The sequence below is a fragment of the Streptomyces canus 299MFChir4.1 genome, assembly GCF_000383615.1.
Lineage (GTDB): Bacteria > Actinomycetota > Actinomycetes > Streptomycetales > Streptomycetaceae > Streptomyces > Streptomyces canus_C.
In genome coordinates this window covers 77,789-96,899 of sequence record NZ_KB911592.1, presented here as the reverse complement: position 1 = coordinate 96,899, position 19,111 = coordinate 77,789, and the positions used below count along the sequence as shown (strand labels likewise).

General features: G+C 69.7%; 16 protein-coding genes and 3 pseudogenes. 11 read left to right on the top strand and 8 right to left on the bottom strand.

The features are described 5' to 3' along the window. Positions 1-53 precede the first annotated feature (53 nt). A pseudogene (locus H293_RS55115) lies at positions 54-338 on the bottom strand (zinc ribbon domain-containing protein); the annotation flags it as partial. A 173-nt stretch (positions 339-511) separates the two neighbouring features. Here H293_RS55115 and H293_RS0124015 point away from each other — a divergent pair. The 3 genes from H293_RS0124015 to H293_RS0124005 are packed head-to-tail and all read left to right on the top strand — an operon-like array spanning position 512 to position 4,465. Continuing rightward, complete coding sequence (locus H293_RS0124015; protein ID WP_020120390.1) at positions 512-1,765, top strand: amino acid deaminase/aldolase; 1,254 nt, start codon at positions 512-514, stop codon at positions 1,763-1,765. Between the two features lie 43 nt (positions 1,766-1,808). Beyond that, complete coding sequence (locus tag H293_RS0124010; RefSeq protein WP_020120389.1) at positions 1,809-3,080, top strand: MFS transporter; 1,272 nt, start codon at positions 1,809-1,811, stop codon at positions 3,078-3,080. A gap of 41 nt (positions 3,081-3,121) precedes the next feature. Beyond that, a complete protein-coding gene (locus H293_RS0124005; RefSeq protein WP_020120388.1) occupies positions 3,122-4,465 on the top strand; it encodes a D-arabinono-1,4-lactone oxidase in 1,344 nt (447 codons plus the stop codon). 12 nt (positions 4,466-4,477) lie between these two features. Here the strand turns inward: H293_RS0124005 and H293_RS57370 are convergent. Next, positions 4,478-4,558 (bottom strand): annotated as a pseudogene (locus tag H293_RS57370) (NAD(P)-binding protein); the annotation flags it as partial. 109 nt (positions 4,559-4,667) lie between these two features. Here H293_RS57370 and H293_RS0124000 point away from each other — a divergent pair. Further along, positions 4,668-6,875, top strand: a complete 2,208-nt coding sequence (locus H293_RS0124000; RefSeq protein WP_020120387.1) for an MMPL family transporter — start codon at positions 4,668-4,670, stop codon at positions 6,873-6,875. Positions 6,876-6,972: 97 nt separating this feature from the next. On the opposite strand, the gene H293_RS0123995 is transcribed toward H293_RS0124000, so the two are convergent. Beyond that, entirely contained in the window at positions 6,973-7,935 is a 963-nt protein-coding gene (locus tag H293_RS0123995) for an expansin EXLX1 family cellulose-binding protein (protein ID WP_020120386.1), read from the bottom strand. 229 nt (positions 7,936-8,164) lie between these two features. Between H293_RS0123995 and H293_RS49960 the strand changes: the two genes are divergently transcribed. Beyond that, positions 8,165-8,413 (top strand): hypothetical protein, encoded by a 249-nt coding sequence (locus tag H293_RS49960; protein ID WP_020120385.1) that lies wholly within the window; start codon positions 8,165-8,167, stop codon positions 8,411-8,413. Between the two features lie 637 nt (positions 8,414-9,050). Then, a complete protein-coding gene (locus H293_RS58475; protein WP_020120383.1) occupies positions 9,051-9,197 on the top strand; it encodes a hypothetical protein in 147 nt (48 codons plus the stop codon). Between the two features lie 99 nt (positions 9,198-9,296). Here the strand turns inward: H293_RS58475 and H293_RS57365 are convergent, their stop codons facing one another. After that, on the bottom strand, positions 9,297-9,731 hold the full coding sequence (locus H293_RS57365; RefSeq protein WP_158694435.1) for a hypothetical protein: 435 nt from the start codon (positions 9,729-9,731) through the stop codon (positions 9,297-9,299). Positions 9,732-10,244: 513 nt separating this feature from the next. On the opposite strand from H293_RS57365, the gene H293_RS0123970 reads away from it, so the two are divergent. Further along, positions 10,245-11,330, top strand: coding sequence for an NAD(P)/FAD-dependent oxidoreductase (locus tag H293_RS0123970; RefSeq protein ID WP_020120381.1), 1,086 nt, complete (start codon positions 10,245-10,247; stop codon positions 11,328-11,330). Positions 11,331-11,407: 77 nt separating this feature from the next. Here H293_RS0123970 and H293_RS0123965 read toward each other — a convergent pair whose 3' ends face one another. The 3 genes from H293_RS0123965 to H293_RS0123955 form a co-directional block, all read right to left on the bottom strand. Next, positions 11,408-13,132: an acyl-CoA dehydrogenase family protein gene (locus H293_RS0123965; protein WP_020120380.1), complete on the bottom strand. Its 1,725-nt coding sequence runs from the start codon at positions 13,130-13,132 to the stop codon at positions 11,408-11,410. A gap of 98 nt (positions 13,133-13,230) precedes the next feature. Continuing rightward, positions 13,231-13,806: a PadR family transcriptional regulator gene (locus tag H293_RS0123960; protein WP_020120379.1), complete on the bottom strand. Its 576-nt coding sequence runs from the start codon at positions 13,804-13,806 to the stop codon at positions 13,231-13,233. 92 nt (positions 13,807-13,898) lie between these two features. Next, positions 13,899-14,063, bottom strand: coding sequence for a hypothetical protein (locus H293_RS0123955; RefSeq protein ID WP_199790191.1), 165 nt, complete (start codon positions 14,061-14,063; stop codon positions 13,899-13,901). A 258-nt stretch (positions 14,064-14,321) separates the two neighbouring features. Here H293_RS0123955 and H293_RS0123950 point away from each other — a divergent pair, with 258 nt between their 5' ends. From H293_RS0123950 to H293_RS0123940, 3 genes are all read left to right on the top strand, one after another. Next, positions 14,322-14,600, top strand: a complete 279-nt coding sequence (locus tag H293_RS0123950; protein WP_020120377.1) for a hypothetical protein — start codon at positions 14,322-14,324, stop codon at positions 14,598-14,600. After that, entirely contained in the window at positions 14,593-15,645 is a 1,053-nt protein-coding gene (locus tag H293_RS0123945) for a polyprenyl synthetase family protein (protein WP_033415643.1), read from the top strand. The genes H293_RS0123950 and H293_RS0123945 overlap by 8 nt, the downstream gene beginning before the upstream one ends. A gap of 101 nt (positions 15,646-15,746) precedes the next feature. Then, positions 15,747-16,907 (top strand): oxygenase MpaB family protein, encoded by a 1,161-nt coding sequence (locus H293_RS0123940; protein ID WP_020120375.1) that lies wholly within the window; start codon positions 15,747-15,749, stop codon positions 16,905-16,907. Between the two features lie 40 nt (positions 16,908-16,947). Here H293_RS0123940 and H293_RS60250 read toward each other — a convergent pair. Then, positions 16,948-17,040 (bottom strand): annotated as a pseudogene (locus H293_RS60250) (DNA-binding response regulator); the annotation flags it as partial. A 478-nt stretch (positions 17,041-17,518) separates the two neighbouring features. Between H293_RS60250 and H293_RS0123935 the strand changes: the two are divergent. Beyond that, the gene (locus H293_RS0123935; RefSeq protein WP_020120374.1) at positions 17,519-19,102 is read left to right on the top strand and encodes an FMN-binding glutamate synthase family protein; all 1,584 of its coding nucleotides are present in this window, start codon (positions 17,519-17,521) and stop codon (positions 19,100-19,102) included. The last annotated feature ends 9 nt before the right edge of the window (positions 19,103-19,111 follow it).

Genomic DNA, 19,111 nt, shown 5'->3' with positions numbered 1-19,111 from the left:
GACCTGCCATGTGAACTCCCCAGAAGAGGTGCGTACTTGACTTCCTCCCCTGCCTAAAGGCGGGAGATTCCAGCGGTCGCCCGCTGGGGTTCCTGCTTCACCGGCGACCGCCCCGTAGGGGAGGACTCCCGTTGAGGTCTTACACCGTCTCCACAGGCAGACGCCGCCAGCCGGGCGGCCAGGATGTCGCGTGCCGCGTTCATGTCGCGGTCATGCACGGCGCCACAGGCACACGACCACTCGCGGACGTTCAGCGGCAGTTTCCCGCGGACCGTGCCGCAGCTTCCGCACAGCTTCGAGCTGGGGAAGAAGCGGTCGATCACGACGAGTTCGCGCCCCTAGCTCCGCCATACCTCACACTCCATCAATTTCCGTGTGAGCGGCGGGTGTCGGCCGGTGGGCGGTGGGCGCCGGGCCGTCCCGGCAGCGAACCGACCCTCTCTGCCCCGCTCCGCAGGAGCTTCGTTTCCTCCCCGGCCTGAAGGCCGGGGTATCCACGAAGGAAGGCCCCATGAACACACCCACGGCGTCCCCGCCGGACGCGACAAAGACCCGCACCGCCGATGCCGGGCCGACCGAGATCCGTATGGCACAGCTGAACAGGGCGACCGGGCATCTCGATCCGCCCTTCGCCGTGGTGGACCTCGACGCCTTCGACGCCAACGCCGTGGATCTGGCCCGCCGGACGGCGGGGCGGGCGACCGTCCGCCTGGCCAGCAAGTCGGTCCGCAGCCGCGCGCTGATCCACCGGGCCGTCCAGCAGCAGGGCTACCGGGGCATTCTCGCCTTCACCCTGCCCGAGGCGCTGTGGCTGGCCGAGGACCATCCCGACGTGGTCATCGCCTACCCGACCACCGACCGCACCGCGCTGAAGCGACTCGCCGCGGACGAGCGAGCGGCCTCCCGCGTCACCCTCATGATCGACTCCACCGCGCAACTGGACTTCATCGACGAGGTGTTGGGTACCTCCCGGCCCGCCCTCCGCGTCTGCATCGATCTGGACGCCTCCCTGGAACTGGCCGGCGGCCGCCTCCACCTGGGCCCCTACCGCTCCCCGGTGCACTCCCCGCGGCAAGCGGCGGCACTGGCCCGCGCCATCCAGGACCGTGCCGGATTCCACCTGGCCGGGGTCATGTCCTACGAGGGCCATATCGCCGGGCTCGGTGACAACCAGCCCGGCTCCCCCCTCAAACGAGCCGCGATCCGCGCCATGCAGCGCCTGTCCACCCACGAGCTGGCCGACCGGCGGGCCGCCGCCGTCGTCGCCGTGGAAGCCGTCGCCCCCCTGGAGTTCGTCAACGGCGGTGGCACGGGCTCCGTCGAGCAGACCGCCGCCGAACACGTCATCACCGAGATCGGCGCAGGGTCGGGCCTGTACGGGCCGGGGCTGTTCGACTTCTACCGGCGCTTTCGGCCCCGGCCCGCCGCCTACTTCGTCATGTCCGTCGTACGACGCCCGAGTGCCAGGATCGCCACTGTGCTCGGCGGCGGCTGGATCGCCTCCGGGCCGCCCGGCCCGGACCGACAGCCCACCCTGAGCTGGCCCCAGGGCCTGCGGATGAACCCCAGGGAAGGCGCCGGAGAGGTCCAGACGCCGGTCTTCGGCGCCGCGGCGCACCAACTGCGCCTCGGCGACCACGTGTGGTTCCGCCACGCCAAGGCGGGCGAACTGTGCGAACGCGTCAACACCCTCCATCTGGTGTCGGGCACCGAGATCGTCGAGCAGGTCCCCACCTACCGCGGCGAAGGCCACGCCTTCCTCTGACCGCGCCCCCACCAAAGCTTCTGTCCGTCCCCACGGAGGCCCGATGTCCACAGAGTTCCCCCGTCCGGTCCTCGCGCCGGCCGGCACCGCAGGGGCGGACGCCGGCCATGGGCCGACCGAACCCGTCTCGCGCGGCTGGACCACCCTTTTCGGCCTGATCTGGTTCGGCTACTGGATGGCGAGTCTCGTCCCGCTCCAACTGCTGCTGCCCGAGCAGTTGGAGGCGATCGACCCGTCCGCGAAGGTGCACGACTTCGCCGTCGTCAACGCCGTGTCCGGACTCGTAGCGCTTCTCGCCCTTCCGCTGTGCGGCGCGCTGTGCGACCGCTCCCGCAGCCGCTTCGGCCGCAGAAGACTCTGGGTCACGGCCGGATCCCTGTCCCTGGCCGCGGGGCTGGCCGTGACCGCACAGCAGACAACCGTCGCGGGAGTGACCGCCGCCTGGGCGGCCGCCATGCTCGGCCTCAGCGCGGCCACCGCCGGACTCACCGCCATGATCGCCGACCGTGTGCCCGTCAACCAGCGCGGCACGGTCTCCAGCGCGATCTACGGCCCTCAGGCACTCGGGGTCGTGGCCGGCATCGCTCTCGTCTCCGCCCTCGGGCTCGCCCCGTCCGGCGGCTACCTCGTCGTCGCGGCCCTGCTGATCATCTGCGCGGTGCCGTTCCTGGCGCGCTACCGCGATCCCGCCCACAGCGCGGAGCCTGCGCTGCGTCTGCGCGCGCTGCTCGCCTCGATGGGAAGCGCGCTGCGCAACCGGGAGTTCGCCTGGGCCTTCGGCGGCCGGCTCCTGGTCAACCTGGCGAACTCGCTCGGTGTCTGCTACACCCTGTACTTCCTGACCGACGACCTGAAGGTCCCCGACCCGACGGGCAGCCTTCTGGCGTGCACCGTCGCCTATCTCGTGGCCGGCGTCCTGGCCACCTCCGTCGTCGGCGTGCTCTCCGACCGGCTGGGCAGACGGCGGATCTTCGTCGCGCTGGCGGCTCTGCTCCAGGCGGTGGCGGGCTTCCTCCTGGCGGCCCTCCCCAGCCTCACCGTCACCCTGGTGGCATCGGCGATCATGGGCGCCGGCTTCGGGGCGTACATGTCCGTCGACCAGGCCCTGATCACCCAGGTCCTGCCCGACGCGGAGAGCCGCGCCCAGGACCTCGGCATCATGAACATCGGCTCGGTGATCCCGCCCGCCCTGGCCCCACTGATCGCCAGCCTCATCATCACCTCCGACCACGGCTACCCCGTCCTCTTCGCCCTCGTGGGCGCGACCTCGGCCGTCGGAGTCCTGCTCGTCTACCGCGTACGGTCCGTCCGATAGGGGCGCCGAGCCCCACGTCACCTGCGAAGAAAGGAAAGGCCATGGAAACGACCCACTACGGCGCCCCACGGGACACAGCGCCCCGGAAGCCGGGCGCCTGGCACAACTGGGCCGGCAACGTCACCGCCCGCCCCGTCCGGAACGCCACGCCCGCCTCGGTCGACGAACTCCGCGCAGTCGTGCGGCAGGCGGCCGAGGACGGCCTCGCGGTGAAAGCGGTGGGCAGCGGTCACTCCTTCGCCGCTGTCGCCGCCACCGACGGCGTGCTGATCCGCCCCGACCTCCTCACCGGGATCCGCGCGATCGACCGGCAGGCCGGAACCGTCACCGTGGAAGCCGGTACGCGGCTCAAGACGTTGAACGCGGCGCTGGCCCGGGAAGGCCTCTCGCTCACGAACATGGGCGACATCATGGAACAGACCGTGTCCGGGGCGACCAGCACCGGCACCCACGGGACGGGCCGCGCCTCGGGCGCGATCGCGGCCCAGATCCGCGGCCTGGAGCTGGTGACGGCGGACGGGTCACTGCTCAGGTGTTCCGAGACCGAGAACCCGGACGTGTTCGCCGCCGCGCGCATCGGACTCGGCGCCCTGGGCGTCGTCAGCGCCCTCACCTTCGCCGTCGAGCCACTCTTCCTGCTCGCGGCGCGCGAGGAACCGATGACGTTCGACGAGGTGACGGCGGCCTTCGACGAACTCCACGCGACCAACGACCACTTCGAGTTCTACTGGTTCCCGCACACCGACAACTGCACCATCCTGCGCAACAACCGCACGGGCGGCCCGCCCGCCCCGCTGGGCCGGATCAGGGAATGGTTCGACGACGAGTTCCTCTCCAACGGCGTCTTCCAGGCCCTCAGTTCGCTGGGCCGGACCGTGCCCGCGGCCGTCCCGACGATCGCGCGGCTCGCCAGCCGGGGCCTGTCGGCCCGGACCTACACCGACATCCCCTACAAGGTGTTCACCAGTCCGCGCCGCGTGCGGATGATCGAGATGGAGTACGCCGTCCCCCGCGAGGCCCTCCTCGACACGCTCCGCGAGCTCAAGTCCATGGTGGAACGCTCCGATCTGCGCGTCGGCTTCCCCGTCGAGGTCCGCACCACCCCCGCGGACGACATCACGCTTTCCACCGCTTCGGGGCGCGACAGCGCCTACATCGCGGTGCATGTGTACCGGGGTGCGCCGTACCAGCGGTACTTCACGCGAGCGGAGCGCATCTTCGTCGCCCATGAGGGGCGCCCGCACTGGGGCAAGCTCCACACCCGGGACGCCGGACAACTCGCCGACGTCTACCCGCGCTTCGGCGAGTTCACCGCACTGCGCGACCGACTGGACCCCGACCGTCGGTTCAGCAACCCGTATCTGCGGCGGGTGCTGGGCGACTGAAGAGCGGTGGCGGGACTCCAGGACGGCCACGGACTTGCCCGCCGCGACGAGTTCCCGCGCCGCCGTCAGGCCGGCCCGCCCCGTGCCGATCACCACGACCTCTCTGGAGTGAAGTATGTCATGCGAGTGACTTGTTCAGTCGACTTGAGCGACTGATAAAGTCGGTGCTCGAACCTTCGTGCACCGACTTTGGGAGTTCGCCATGGCTGTCCTGCTCCATCGGCTGGGCCGCGGTGCCTACCGTCACCGCAAGCTGGTGCTCGGCATATGGCTCGTGATCCTGACCGCGCTCATCGCCTGTGTCAGCGTCTTCGGCGGCAAGCTCGACGACCGTTTCACCGTGCCGGGGACCGAGTCGCAACGGGCCCTGGACACACTCGGCAAGACACTGCCCGAAGCGTCCGGAGCGGCCGCCGAGATCGTCTTCACCGCCCCCGCGGGCCACCGCGTCACCGAGGCCCGCTACACGGCGGCCATCGCCCGCGTCGAGGCGGCGACCACGAAGGCACCCCAGGTCAGCGCCGTCATGGGCCCGGACGCCTCCGGTGCCGTCTCGGCCGACCGGACCACGGCGATCGTGCAGGTGCAGTACTCGGTACAACGGGCCGAGGTGCGCGCCGCGTCCCTCGACGCGGTCGAGCGCGCGGCCGAAGCGGCGGAGGCCGGCGGGCTGAGGACCTTCGTGGGCGGCAGCGTGTACGGCAGCAACGGCGTCCACATCGGCCCGTCGGAGATCATCGGCGTCGGCGTCGCCCTCCTCGTCCTCGTCATCACCTTCGGTTCGTTGCTCGCCGCAGGCATGTCGCTGCTGCCCGCCCTGCTCGGTGTGGCGGTGGGACTGACCGGGTTGCTCGCCCTCGCCCCGGCGGTCAGCATCTCGTCCACGGCCGTGACGCTCGCCCTGATGCTGGGCCTGGCGGTGGGGCTCGACTACGTCCTGTTCATCCTCTCCCGCCACCGTCAGCAACTCGCCCGTGGCGCCGACCCGCAGGACTCCATGGCGCTGGCGAACGGCACCGCGGGCAGCGCGGTCGTCTTCGCCGGCAGCACGGTGATCATCGCCCTGGCCGCACTCGGCGTCATCGGCATCCCGTTCCTGACCACGATGGGCCTCGGTGCCGCCGGAGCCGTCCTCGTCGCCGTCCTGGCCGCGATCACCCTGCTTCCGGCCCTCGCCGGATTCGCCGGCACCCGGTTGGCGCCCAAGCCCGGCAGCAGGGCGGCGCGGCGAGCCGCGGACCCTGGCTCATCCGCCGCACAGGCCACCCTGGGTGCCCGCTGGATGAGGACGACCGTCGCCAAGCCTCTGCTGACCGTTCTGGCCGTCGTGGGCATCCTCACCGTACTCGCCCTCCCGGCGGCCGAGCTGAGCCTCGCCCTGCCGGACAACGGCTCGGCGCCGGTGAGTTCCACCGAGCGCAAGGCGTACGACGTGGTGAGCGACAAGTTCGGCCCCGGCTTCAACGGCCCGCTCATGGTGCTGACCGAGACCGGCAAGGGGGCTGACGCGAAGGCGGAGACCGAAGTCGCGCAGAAGCTGCGGAACCTGAAGGGAGTCGAGGCGGTGCTGCCGCCCCAGCCGACGCACGACCCCGCGCTGACCGTGGTCCAGGTCATCCCCGAGACCGGCCCCGACGACGTCCGCACCGGCCGGCTCGTCCACGACATCCGTGCCGCGGCCCCCGAGATGCGCGAGAGCACCGGAGCCTCGATCGCCGTCACCGGTACCACCGCCGTCAACATCGACGTCTCCGACCGGCTCAGCGACTCCCTGCTGCCCTTCATGGCGATCGTCGTCGGCCTGAGCCTCATCCTGTTGACCATGGTGTTCCGCTCGCTGGTCATCCCCCTCAAGGCCGCCGTCGGATTCCTGCTGTCGGTGGCCGCCTCACTCGGCACGGTCGTAGCCGTCTTCCAGTGGGGCTGGTTGGCGGACGCCTTCGGCCTCGCCCACACCGGTCCCGTGGTCAGCTTCCTGCCGATCATCCTGATCGGCGTCCTCTTCGGACTCGCCATGGACTACGAGGTGTTCCTCGTCGCCGGGATGCGCGAGGAGTGGGTCCGCACAGGCCGAGCCGACCGGTCGGTGACCGAGGGCGCCCGGCACAGCGTGCGGGTCGTCACGGCGGCCGCCCTGATCATGTTCACCGTCTTCGCCGGGTTCTTCCCCCTCGACGATGCCCTGATCAAGCCCATCGCCTTCGCACTGGCCATCGGCGTGGCGATCGACGCCTTCCTCGTCCGCATGACCCTCGTCCCGGCCGTCCTCGCGCTCGCCGGACGGCACGCCTGGTGGCTGCCCGCCTGGCTGGACCGGCTCCTGCCCGACCTCGACGTCGAGGGCGCCAGCCTGGAGAAGGCCGTACCGAAACACAGCGAGCGCGCACCCGAGCCCGAACCGGTGGTGTGAAAGGCGGTTGGTCCAGGCGGCCGCACAGAGCACTCTGTGCGGCCGCCGCCCGCTCAAGACATCACCTCGCGCAGGCGCCCTTTGACGACCGCCGGGATCAGTGCTGGGCGAACTGGACCCGTGTGGGTTGTACGACGTTCGCCAGCACTGCCAGTCTGCTGACGGTCAGCTGTTCCCCGTAGATGTCGGTCACTCTGAGCGCCTTGCCACAGCCGCTGCCGTCGGCGGAGATGAAGTAGTTGAAGCTGGTGCGGGGCAACTGCCGCCAGCCGCTCCCGGTGCTGACCTCCAGCCGTGCGACCGGGTTGCGGTGACCGATCACCTGGATGCCGCACCAGTACACGCTGGACCCGGTCTTGTACCTGATGGACATGGTGCCGATCGAGCTGGGGCTCACCAGGCTCCAGGTGATGGGGAGCCGGCCGACCTTGAGGTCGGCGAGCTTGGCGAAGGCCTGCTGGCTGAGGTCGATCTGCCCGGGTGCGCAGGGCAGCGGGCATTCGTTGGTGATCCGTACCGTGATCGACTTGCCGTTGGCCGCGTGGACCAGCACGTACGCGCCGCAGGCCCTGGAGGTCTCGTAGTCGGTGGTGTTCATCGCCGCGATCATCATGTCCGGGCTCGGACCGAACAGACAGGCCCCGTCCCCGACACCGGCCTCGTAGGCCGTGGCGACGCCCTGGTACGAGGTGTTGGGCCGGATCCGTCCTGCCGGCGGGGCCGTGGTGGACCCGCGGGAGGACTTCTGGGTGCCCTTGGGCGACGGCTTCGCCGCCTTGGTGGTCGTCGTGGCCTTCGGACTGGCGGAGCCGCTCGCGCTCGGGCTCGCCGACGGGCTCGGGGTCGCGCTCGCAGATGCGGTGCCCGCGGTGCCGCCGGCTTTCGGCTGAGCGGTGACGAGGGCGGTGGCCGCGGCCGGACCCGCATCGACCTTGTGGCCGGGGACCAACGCCATGACCAGGTAGGCGAGAACGCCCGTGGAGGCCAGGGCCACCGTGGCGCCCAGCACGAGTCTGCGTCTGCGCCTGCGCTGCCGCGCGATCTGCCTCGTTGTGTTCATTACCTGTCCGTTCGCAAGCTCGGGCCGATGGTGCACTGGTCAGTGGCCGCCCACGGCGAAAAGGTTGCCGACGATTTTCCGGGACGCGGCGCGCACGGCGGTCGAACGCATGTGCCGCACCACACTTGCCTTGGAGACCACGCACTTGAGGGTTTTCGGCTCGTTCGATGGCGGTGATCGGGTGCCGAGCCGATACTGACGATCCTGTACGCCATCAAGGGGAGGGACCGTGGCGCAGGACCCCGTGCCGAAGCACCTGACGATCACACTCGACTTCGACCTCCAGACCCCCAACTCCACTGTGGGCGAGGCCCGGGTCAGAGGGGCCTACAAGGCGGCCGTCGAAGCGGCCTTGGCGGCAGCCGCGGAGCAGCTCCCTGAGGGGAGCATCAAGAAGGTCACGGCCGAGCTGGACTGGTCGTATCGCTGGATCGGGGAACCTCAGGTTCTCTTCTCCCGGGACGGCGAGCAGGGCTGAGACGCGAACAGCCCCGGCCGCAGCGAGACGACCGGGGCTGTCAGCGACCGGGTCGCCAGGGTGATCACCAAGGTCGCCGAGCGTGCATGGCCTCTGCCCATGGCGGACTGCGAGGTCCCCGGGGAGAGGATCGCGGCCCAGTACGCACGCATTCCGGCTGTCCGACGGGCGAACAACCAGATCTTCGACCAGCTCACCAAGATCATGGTTGGTGCCGGCAGCAAGCCCGAGATGCGGCGCGTCCATAGGGCAGTCAGACAAACCCGTCAGGGGCGAGGAAGCCGATGCGCTGTGGCAGGCGATGATGGACTGTCTCCGGCTACGAGGCCAAGCTGTCCGTGAACGAGCACATTCGGATAATGGGGCGGTCGATGGAGACCGCGTACGGCGCGATGATGAATCGCTCGTGGGGACTGTGCCGGTTCGAGCGCAAGACCCTCCTCCTGTCCGACCACCCCCGTGACCCTGATGGCAGGTCCGCGCCAGCCGAAGGGGCGTGGCGTGGGCCTGGCGGACGCCGCAGCCATTCTCGGCCCATCGGCAGGCGGGCAGCGATCATCATGGAGCCCCCTGGTGTGCCGGAGCGCGATCTCCCTCCTTCGGCCAAGGTGGCCCGCGAGCTGAATCACCGGTTCGTATGGACTCGCGCATCGAGCTGTTTCACCCCCCGGATGACAACCCGCTGTCCGGGATTGAACTGCCTCGGGGCCGGTCCATCGAGGCCGAGTTCGGGCAGACCACCGAGGACTTCGTACGGCGCGAGGGGTTCACAGAGACCGCCTAATGCCGGAGCACCTCGACCCGGTCGGGGCCCGGTCGGGGCCCGGTCGGGCAATGGATTGGTAAGTGGAGCGGCAGTTGGCCACGGCTCCGCCTTTCCCGGTCAGGCAGTCCCAGGCGCTTCGTCCGGTGAAGCGGGTGCTGAATCGGGCGACGTCTCGGCTCCGGGCCCAGGAGTGTCGGGCGGCCCGCCCATGGTCCTGAACACACCGTGAGCGCGCTCGCCCCGCTCCGGGTCCTTGGCCAACGCGGCAAAGAGCACGACGGTGATGGCAACGCCCACCAAGACAGTGGCGACGCTGAGAGCCCACCAGCCCACCACAGGGTTCGACTTCATGAAGACGGAGCCCAGAAGGAACAGGAAAGCGATGAGGGAGAGGTAGGTGACTTTCCTGGGGATCTTCGGCGCGGCAACCGCGAACGGGACCAGGATCAAGCCGCTGGTCCTCTGGACGAGGTCCCACAAGAAGGCCGCCGCTGCTGCGCTGCCCCGGATCGCGACCGGCATTGGATCGTGCACATGGTCGTGGATGTACACAAGGGCCCAGAGCGTCAGTGCCCAAGTGGCCACAAAGGTGACTACCGAGATGAGTCTTGCGTGAGTTCCCCGCAGCATCGCATCCCCCAAGGATTGTTGGGTGACTTGTACAGCCTGACAGCCCTTTCTGGCGAATTGATCACTTCCAGGCGATCTCGACCCGGTTCGGGTTCCACACGTTCTTCGGCGGCGTCGCGGAGTGTACAAGCACCTCCCGGATGAGCGAGCGGACACGCTCTGCTTCCTTGCAGGGAGGTAGTCCTCCCAGGAACTCCGCAGCTCCTCGGGGCCGAGGTCCAGTGCGCGGTCCTTGACGCCGAACTCGGCCATCTCCCACCGATCAGTGGGACGCGCTGAGTTCGCGGGTCACGGAGACGGTCCCGGCCGCTCGCGGACCGACGGCCCCGCCGAGATCACCGAACCGCCCCAAGACGGAGACCCACCGTGCCCTGGTGACTCAGTGCGTCGAGAAGGCCCTCCTCGGAGGCGACCACGCCCGTCCCGGCACCGGGCGTGGTGCGCTACGCGCTGCGCTCGCTGGGCCGCCCCGACTCGCCGTTGTATCTACGGCCCCTGCCGGACCCGGCGTTCGTACGGTGGCTGTGGCGATTCTGGCGCAGCAGCACACCGGCCGCGTTCCGGCGCGGGTACACGGCGATCGCCGAGCTCAACCGGGACACCTTCGACCGGTTCGACGAGCTGCGCGAGGCGGGCGTACGGACGACACTGACCCGCCCCGGCATGGTGCACGCCTTTCTGTCGGCGGCCGAGGCCCGCCGTCACCTCGCCGTCCAACGGGACATGGCCGACGGCCACTACCGGCTGCCCGAGGACGTGACCATCGGCGACGAGGCGCGCCTGCTGGACGACGCGCTTGCCCCCGGGGTGCGCGCCGCGTATCTCGTCGAGGGGGAGGGCGTGGTCGATCCGGAGGCGTTCGCCCGCGGGCTCGGACAGGCGCTGGCCGCATCGGGGGTGAAGGTCCACGAGCACACGCGGATCACCGGATTCCGCACGGCTGGAGGGCGGGTGACGGCACTGCGCACCAGCCAGGGCGAGATCCCCTGTCAAGCCGTCGTCATCGCGGCCGGCATGCGTTCCCCGGCCCTGCTCCGCCTCCTCGGCCGACGGCTGCCGCTCCAGGCGGGCAAGGGCTACAGCTTCTCGGTCGACCTGGACCCGGCGCCCCGCCACACCCTCTACTTCGGCGAACGCCGGGCCGTCGCCTCACCCATCGGCGCCACCACGCGCATCGGCGGCACGATGGAACTCAGCGGCAGCAACAACCGGCTCGACTGGCGCCGGATCGTCGCCGTGGCGCTCGCCAGCCGGCACTACCTGGGCAACTGGTTCGACGACCCCGACGACCTGGTCACCCTGATCCGCGATCCCTGGGTGGGCGGGCGCCCCTTCCTCCCCGACGGCCTTCCCGTCATCGACCGCGTCCCGGGACACGACAACGCCTACGCGGCGACCGGCCACGGCATGCTCGGTATCACCCTCGGCCCGGCCGCCGGCCACGAACTCGCGGAGTACGTCCGCACCGGCACCCGCCCGCAAGCACTGCGACCGTTCCGGTTCGACCGGTTGTACGGATAGGGCGTCAGGGGATCCGGGAGGTGGTGGCCGGGCCGTGCGGCTCGGCCACCACCGGTGAGGGGTACGGCGTGACGTGCCTACAGGGCCATCTCGTACGCGCCGGACAGCGCCTCTACCCGCTGCCAGACCCGCTCGGTGCGTGCCGGGTCGACGACGGGCCGCCGGACCGCGCCCAGCGCCCACTCCTGCTGCTGTGGGGTCGCCGAGTCCTTGCCGTGCAGTTCTACGGCGTGGGCGGAGAAGTCCCGTACGAGGACGGCGAAGAGCTCGTCGAGCACGTCCTCGTCGAGGCCGGTGAGGCGGGACTGTTCCAGGACGAGCTGTGCGTGGACGACGAGGGCGAAGAGCTGGCCGACGGCGAGGAGGAGGTCGAGGTCGCGGCTCTGTTCGGCGTCGGGGGCCGCGGTGGCGACGAACTCGCACAGGGCGTCGGCCTGTTCGCGCAGGCGAGCGACGTTGGGCAGGTGCGCGTACGACTCGAAGGCGGGCCGCCAGTCGTGGAAGCGGACCGAGCCGAGGCCGCGGGCCGGTCCCTGCCGGAACAGGAAGGTGTCGTCGGCGGCGTCGAGGCGGGTCGGTACGGCGGGGTAGTCGGCCGGGTCCAGGAGGTGGCTGCGCATGAACTTCAGGATCAGCGCCAGGTTGACGTGGACCGTGCCCTCCAGCTTCGGCAGTCCGCGGATCTCCACGGCCGCCTGCGCGAAGTAGTTGTCCTTCTCGAAGCCCTTGGCGGCGATGACGTCCCACATCAGGTCGATGACCTTCTCGCCCTCCGTGGTCACCTTCATCTTCGTCATCGGGTTGAAGAGCAGGTAGCGGCGGTCGTCGGGACCGGCGCAGCGGAAGTAGTCCACGGCACGGTCGCTGAACAGCTTCATCCCGACGAGCCTGACGTAGGCGTCGGTCAGCTCGCGCCGCACGTGCGGGAAGGCGGTGACGGGACGGCCGTAGAGGACGCGGTTGTGGGCGTGGGTGACGGCCTCGTACATGGCGTGTTCGCAGATGCCGATCGAGGCGGTGCACAGGTTGAACTTGCCGACGTTGACGGTGTTGAGGGCGGCGTCGAAGGCGGCGCGGCCGGTGTGCAGGACGTCCGCGGCCCGCACGGGGTAGTCCTCCAGGCGGAACTCGCTGACGAACTTGGACGAGTCGACGACGTTCTTCACCAGGTGGTAGGCCGGGTGACGGCTGTCGGCGGCGAAGAACACGTAGCCGTCGGGGCCCTCGACGTCGCTGCGGCGCCCGAAGACGGAGACGAGCCCGGCGGCGTTGCCGTTGCCTATGTAGTACTTGGAGCCGGTGGCACGGAAGCCGCCCTCGCCGTCCGGCTCCAGCAGCATGTCGGTGGAGTAGATGTCGGCGCCGTGCGTCTTCTCGGACAGGCCGAAGGCGAACACCTCACCCTGGGCGAGGAGTTGGGCGGCGCGGTCACGGGCGGCGGCGTTGTCGCTCTGCCAGACCGGGCCGAGGCCGAGGATGGTCACCTGCCAGGCGTACCAGTAGTCCAGGCCGTAGAAGCCGAGGATCTCGTTGAGCGCGGCGATGCGGGCGGTGTCCCACCGCTTGTCCGCCTCGCCCTCCCCGGCGGCGGAGGAGGGCGTCAGGAAGGTGGCGAACAGGTTCTCCTTCGCGGCGAAGGCGAGGAAGTCACCGAGCCAGGCGCGCGTGCGGTAGTCCTCGATGAGCTGCCGCTTCCCACGCTCCTCGAACCAGTCGACGGTGGCACGCAGCAGGCGGCGCGTCTCGGGATCGAAGTGCGCGGGGTCGTAGGTGCGTGGGTTGAAGAGGAGTTGGTCAGCCATGGTGAGGAACCTCTTTGAGGGGGACGGTAGGTGAGAAAGGGAGAAAGTCCGGAGACCGGGGGAGGCGGGAGCCGAGCGATGGGCGACTTGTGCGATGGTCAGTGCTCGGCCGGGCCGAAGCGGGCCAGCGTGGCGAGCACATCGTCCAGCCAGCCGATCATCATCCGCTCGTAGGCGATGCCGCCGCGCAGGACGACGTGCTGGAGTTCGCGTTCCGCGTCGAGCGGCGCGTCCGGCGGGGCCGCGTTGGCCTCGGGCCCTGTGAAGTCGCGCTCCTCACCCGCGAGGTAGTGCGCCAGCCGGTCGCGGTGCGCCTGCCGGTGACGTTCCACCTCTTGGATCAGGGCGGCCGGGTCGTCGAAGGCGGCACCGCGGATCTTCACCGCCAGATCGTGGCGGACACTCTCCGGCTCGATCGGATCGTGCAGCCACGAGGACAGCGCGGCCCGGCCGAGGTCGGCGACGGAGTACTCCTTCTTGTCCGGCCGTCCGTGCTGCGGGACGTCGCGGGCGTCGACCCAGCCGTCGTTCTCCATGCGCTTGAGCACGCGGTAGATCTGCTGGTGGGTCGCGGTCCAGAAGTAGCCGATGGACCGCTCGAAACGCCGGGCCAGCTCATAGCCGGACGCCGGTTTCTCCAGAAGCGACACCAGGATCGCGTGTTCGAGCGCCATGCCGACGATCGTGCTATGCAACTCGTTGCATAGCAAGTCCCGCTCGCTCTGATGCGACATGGCTCACCCCAGGCCGGGGCGTGTGGCCCGGATCAGCCGTGACGTGCCGTCATGGAGCGTACGCATGGGGTTCGTGATGGTGCCGGGTGGTTGGCGGGGCGGGCGCTGGTGAGGTGGAAGTCGGTCCACCTCGTGTCGGGCAGCGGCCACTCCTGCTCGTCGCGCCACTCGTCGACGCCCATCACGAAGATCTTCACCGGCGCCACGCCGTCCACAGCGCTGCTGCCGCCGCGATGGCATCTGTGATGCAAACCCGTCTGCCTGCCGCTTGCTTGTTCGTCGCGAGCGGCCGTCATGGAGCCCGGTGCGCGGCTCACCAGCAGATCTCGTCCGGGTGTGCGATGTGATCACTCGATCGTGAGTTCTTCCCTTCATGTCCCCGGTGCGGCGCGATTCTGGGTCGGACGGCGTGTGACCGGCGCCGCTCGGACGTGCTGGACGGAAGGGGGACGGGCGTGGTGCAGGGAGCGGGTGGCCGTGAGGGCCTGGACGAGCAGGCGGTGCTGCTGGTGGCCGGAGTGGCCGATCTGGCGATGAGCACGCTCGGGTCGGCTCTGGGGACGATGCGGGGGCTGCTGCGCCGCTCGGATGTCGCGGATCTGGCCGCGGAAGCCGAGCAGGACCTGATGGCACGCGGCCGTATCGCGCTGGATCGGTACGCCACCGTCCCCCCGGCCCACCTGGAGATCCTCGCCCGGCATGCCCTGTCCCGGCGGGCCCTTGGTGATGACTGAGCGATGGGAGCCAACCGCGTTCAAGAGCCGTGTCGACGACGTGCTGCGCGTCTTTGTCGCACGGGAAGCCGACCAGTTGGCGGCGATCGACCCTGCCCTGGAGCCGGTGGCCTGGCAACTGGAGGCGACGGTCGCGGACGGCAAACGGCTGCGGGCGGCGTTCTGCTACTGGGGCTGGCGTGCGGCAGGGCAGCCGGACAGTGACGCGCTGGTGCGGGCGGCGGCCTCCATGGAGCTGGTGCATGCCGCAGCGGTCGTGCACGACGATCTCATCGACGAGAGCCCGTTGCGGCGCGGCCGGCCCACGGCGCATGTCGCGCTGCGCGGGGCGGTTCGTCGTCGGCCGGGTGCGGTCTCCGCGGCCCGGTCGCTGGCGATGCTGGTCGGGGACCTGTTGATGTCGCTGGCCGGGCAGATGTTCGCCACCAGTGGTCTGCCCGCGGCGTATCTGGCCCGGGCTCGGCCTCTGTGGTCGATGCTGGCCCGGGAACTGATCGCGGGGGAGTGCCTGGAGATCCTGCGCACCGGCATCGATCCGGACACCGCGATGTCGCTGAAGGTGATCCGGTACAAGACCGCCAAGTACACGGTCGAACAACCCCTGTTGATCGGCGGCACGCTGGCCGGGGCCGGAGAGCGGCTACGTGAGGGCTACTCCGCCTACGGGCTGCCGCTGGGCGAGGCGTTCCAGCTGCGGGACGACCTGCTCGGCCTGTTCGGCGATCCGGAACAGACCGGCAAGGCCAACGCCGACGACGTGTCAGGCCATCGACCCACCGCCCTGTTGTCGGAGACCTGGCGTCTTGCCGGTGAGGGCGAGCGGGAGCAGTTGCGCGCCCTGCTCGGCCGACGTGACCTGGACACCGACGGTCTGGACGCGGTCCGGGAGCTGATGCGCCGACTGAAGACGCCCGACCGCATCGAGGACATGATCACCGCGCGGGTCGAGACGGCTCTAGGCGCACTGCACGAGCTCGACGTTAGCGCGCACGCTGTCGCTGCCCTGACCGCGCTGGCACACACCGCGGCGGTCCGCCGGTCCTGACCCCTCGCATCGGGGCGCCGCAGTCCGTGCTCCCCGGCGGACGCTCCCGTCTCGCAAGAGTCCCGCCTCGCAAGAATCCCGCCTATACAAGGAGTTCCGCCATGACCGGCACCGAGGCTTCGATGGACGCCCTGCGGCAGGCCGGTGACGACCTCGCCGACGCCGTCGTCGCCGAACTGTTCGAGCGCGGGGAAGTGGGCAGGTTCAACACCCTGATGCGCTACGTCTCCACCGCCGGCGCCCCCCTGCCGGACGGACTTCCCGACGTCGCACGCGAGTACCTCCAGGCCACCAGCGTGCCACCGGCCTGGGTGGACTGGGGCGAGATGGAGAAGGCCCGCCTGTTCTTCATCGACAACAACGTGCACATCTCCACCGCGCTGTCCTTCGCCTCCATGCCCGCCTGCTATGTCGTCCCGCACGTCGCGAAGCTGCTGTCGGCCACCCACGGGCTGAGCTACCCGTCCAAGCGGATGGCGGAGACCGGCCAGTTCACCGTCTACCTCATGCAGCCCGACGCCTTCGAGGCGGGAAGCCGGTTCATCCCCGCCGCCCAGAAAGTGCGCCTGCTGCACGCCTCCATCCGCCACCACCTCAAACGGGAGGACCGCTGGGACACCGCCGCGATGGGGACGCCGATCTGTCAGGAGGACATGATCGGCGGGCAGATGTTCTTCTCCCTCCTGGTCCTGGACAGCCTGCACCGGCTCGGCATCCACATGAGCGTCGAGGGAGCCGAAGCGTACTTCTACGCCTGGCGCGTGGTCGGCGCGATCCTCGGCATCGACCAGGACGCCGCCCCCAAGACCCTGGAAGAGGCCCGGCGGTTCCTCGACCTGTACATGGTCCGACACATGGGCCCCTCCGAAGAAGGCGCCCACCTGACCCGGCAACTCATCGACCTCTACGAGGAGGTCGTGCCCGGCACCCTCTTCGACCCCATCGTCTCCGCCCTGATCCGCTACCTGATCGGCGACACGTGCGCCGACTGGCTGCAGGTCCCCCGTACCCCATGGGACACCGTCGTCAAGACCGTGCCCCACCTGCTGGGCGTGCTGGAGACCATCGAGGACCGCTCTCCCCTCGGAGCCTGGGCGCTGGACCGCCTCGGCCACCTCACCAGCGTCTTCGAGCTGTCCTCCCTCACCCGCGGACGCGTCATGCACTACGCCGTCCCCGAACAACTGAAGAAGGACTTCGGGGTCGGCGGCACCCTGCGACGCACCCAACGGTGGACCCCGCCCGCCACCACTGTGTCCTAGTACTCCCAGCCGTAGATCGTGAGCACGGAGGGGAAGGCCAGGCCCGGGACGCTCCGAGGAACCGCAGCACGGCCAGGACGCGGCGGTGGTCCGCGTCGACCACGGGCAGGTGAGGCTTGGCGAAGATGTTGTTGCCGAACAGGACCAGGGCGGCCGACACGGAAACCGTAAGGAGCCAGTTCCCCGTCCTGGCGGTACTCGCCGCCGCCCAGGCCCACACGGGCACCAGCGCCAGGTGCGGCAGCACACCAGCGGCAAGAAAGCCGGTGTCCCGCCGCGCCCGGAGGACCGTGCGCCTCAGTCCGGCTGGAATCGTCATGGCACGACGCTAGGGCACCGCAGGAGGACGGTGCCATGAAGCCTGTACCCGATCCCATGGTGAACCTAGTACCAGCCGCACCTCTCGATCTTGGCCTGTGGGCGGACAGCATCTCGGTTCGGTAGGTCGGCAGCTGCCGCTGCTGTCGCGTGGGGGCGCCAGTGCCCTGACTCGGAGTCTCATGGGCATCTGGCGATGGGCGGGGGCCGTCGTCGTGCCGGCAGGCAATCCCTTGCAGATTTCTTGACGAAACCGCAGGACTGGACGGCGGACCCAGGGCAAGGAGCGAGGGGTGAAACGCATTGCGATCGTCGTCCTCACTCTGGCCGTCGGCATGGTGACGGCTGTCGCCGCGGTCGGTCTCTCACCCTGGTGGTGGGCGGCCGCCGTACTGCTCGTCCCGCTGGGTCTGCTGGGTGCGGCGGACCTGTTGCAGCGTCGGCATTCGGTGCTGCGCAACTATCCCGTTCTGGGGCATGCCCGCTTTTTTCTGGAGCGGATCCGCCCGGAGCTGCAGCAGTACTTCATCGAGCGGAACTTCGATGGGCGCCCCTTCGACCGGGATGTCCGCACCATCGTCTACGAGCGGGCCAAGGGCACCGACGCCGAGCAGCCGTACGGCACCGAACGCGACGTCTACCAGCCCGGTTACGAGTTCCTGGTTCCGTCGATGGCTCCGTGCCCGGTGCCGAAGGCACCGCCGCGGGTGCGCATCGGCGGCCCCGACTGCGGCCGTCCTTACGACATGGCGTTGCTGAACGTGTCGGCGATGAGCTTCGGCTCACTGTCGGCCAACGCGATACTCGCCCTCAACGGCGGCGCTGCGGCCGGTGGTTTCGCCCACGACACCGGCGAAGGCGGTCTGTCGGAGTACCACCTGAAGCCGGGTGGAGACCTGGTCTGGGAGATCGGCACCGGCTACTTCGGCTGCCGTACCCCGGAAGGCGACTTCGACCCCGCCGAGTTCGCGGACAAGGCCGCGCACGAGCACGTCAAGTGTGTGTCCCTGAAGCTCTCCCAGGGAGCCAAACCGGGCATCGGCGGAGTCCTGCCCGGTGCGAAGGTCAATGCCGAGATCGCGAAGGTCCGGGACGTGCCCGAGGGGCAGACGGTGATCTCGCCGCCGTACCACAGGGTGTTCTCCACCCCGCGCGAACTGGTGCGCTTCATCGCCCGGATGCGCGAGCTGTCCGGCGGCAAGCCGACCGGATTCAAACTGTGCGTGGGCTCGCGCCAACAGTTCCTCGCCGTGTGCAAGGCCATGCTGGCGGAGGGCACCGCCCCCGACTTCATCATCGTGGACGGAGGCGAAGGCGGCACCGGAGCCGCGCCCCTGGAGTTCGCCGACCACGTGGGAGCCCCGCTCACCGAGGGCCTGCTCACCGTGCACTACGCCCTCGTCGGAGCGGGCCTGCGCGACCGTGTCCGGATCGGGGCCAGCGGCAAGATCGCGACCGGCACCGATCTCGTCAAACGCCTGGTACAGGGCGCCGACTACGGCAACGCCGCGCGGGCGATGATGTTCGCGGTCGGCTGCATCCAGGCCCAGCGCTGCCACACCAACACCTGCCCCACCGGAGTGACGACCCAGGACCCCCGACGCGCCCGCGCCCTCGACGTCCGTGACAAGGCGCCGCGCGTGAAGCGTTTCCAGGAAGCGACCGTGGCCAGCGCTCTGCAGCTCATGGCGTCCATGGGCGTCACCGATCCCGCCGACCTGCGCCCGCACATGCTGCGCCGACGCATCGATCCCTACACGGAGCGCTCCTACGAGGAGTTGTACGAATGGCTCGAACCAGGACAGTTGCTCGCTGAGCCGCCTTCCGCCTGGGCAGCCGACTGGCACGCCGCCGATCCCGACCGATTCACCGTCTGACTGGAGGAC

Coding starts and splice junctions, on each gene's coding strand:
- H293_RS0124015 (WP_020120390.1), top strand. CDS start 512: ATGAACACACCCACGGCGTCCCCGCCGGACGCGACAAAGACCCGCACC.
- H293_RS0124010 (WP_020120389.1), top strand. CDS start 1,809: ATGTCCACAGAGTTCCCCCGTCCGGTCCTCGCGCCGGCCGGCACCGCA.
- H293_RS0124005 (WP_020120388.1), top strand. CDS start 3,122: ATGGAAACGACCCACTACGGCGCCCCACGGGACACAGCGCCCCGGAAG.
- H293_RS0124000 (WP_020120387.1), top strand. CDS start 4,668: ATGGCTGTCCTGCTCCATCGGCTGGGCCGCGGTGCCTACCGTCACCGC.
- H293_RS0123995 (WP_020120386.1), bottom strand. CDS start 7,935: ATGAACACAACGAGGCAGATCGCGCGGCAGCGCAGGCGCAGACGCAGA.
- H293_RS58475 (WP_020120383.1), top strand. CDS start 9,051: ATGGACTCGCGCATCGAGCTGTTTCACCCCCCGGATGACAACCCGCTG.
- H293_RS0123965 (WP_020120380.1), bottom strand. CDS start 13,132: ATGGCTGACCAACTCCTCTTCAACCCACGCACCTACGACCCCGCGCAC.
- H293_RS0123960 (WP_020120379.1), bottom strand. CDS start 13,806: ATGGCGCTCGAACACGCGATCCTGGTGTCGCTTCTGGAGAAACCGGCG.
- H293_RS0123945 (WP_033415643.1), top strand. CDS start 14,593: ATGACTGAGCGATGGGAGCCAACCGCGTTCAAGAGCCGTGTCGACGAC.
- H293_RS0123940 (WP_020120375.1), top strand. CDS start 15,747: ATGACCGGCACCGAGGCTTCGATGGACGCCCTGCGGCAGGCCGGTGAC.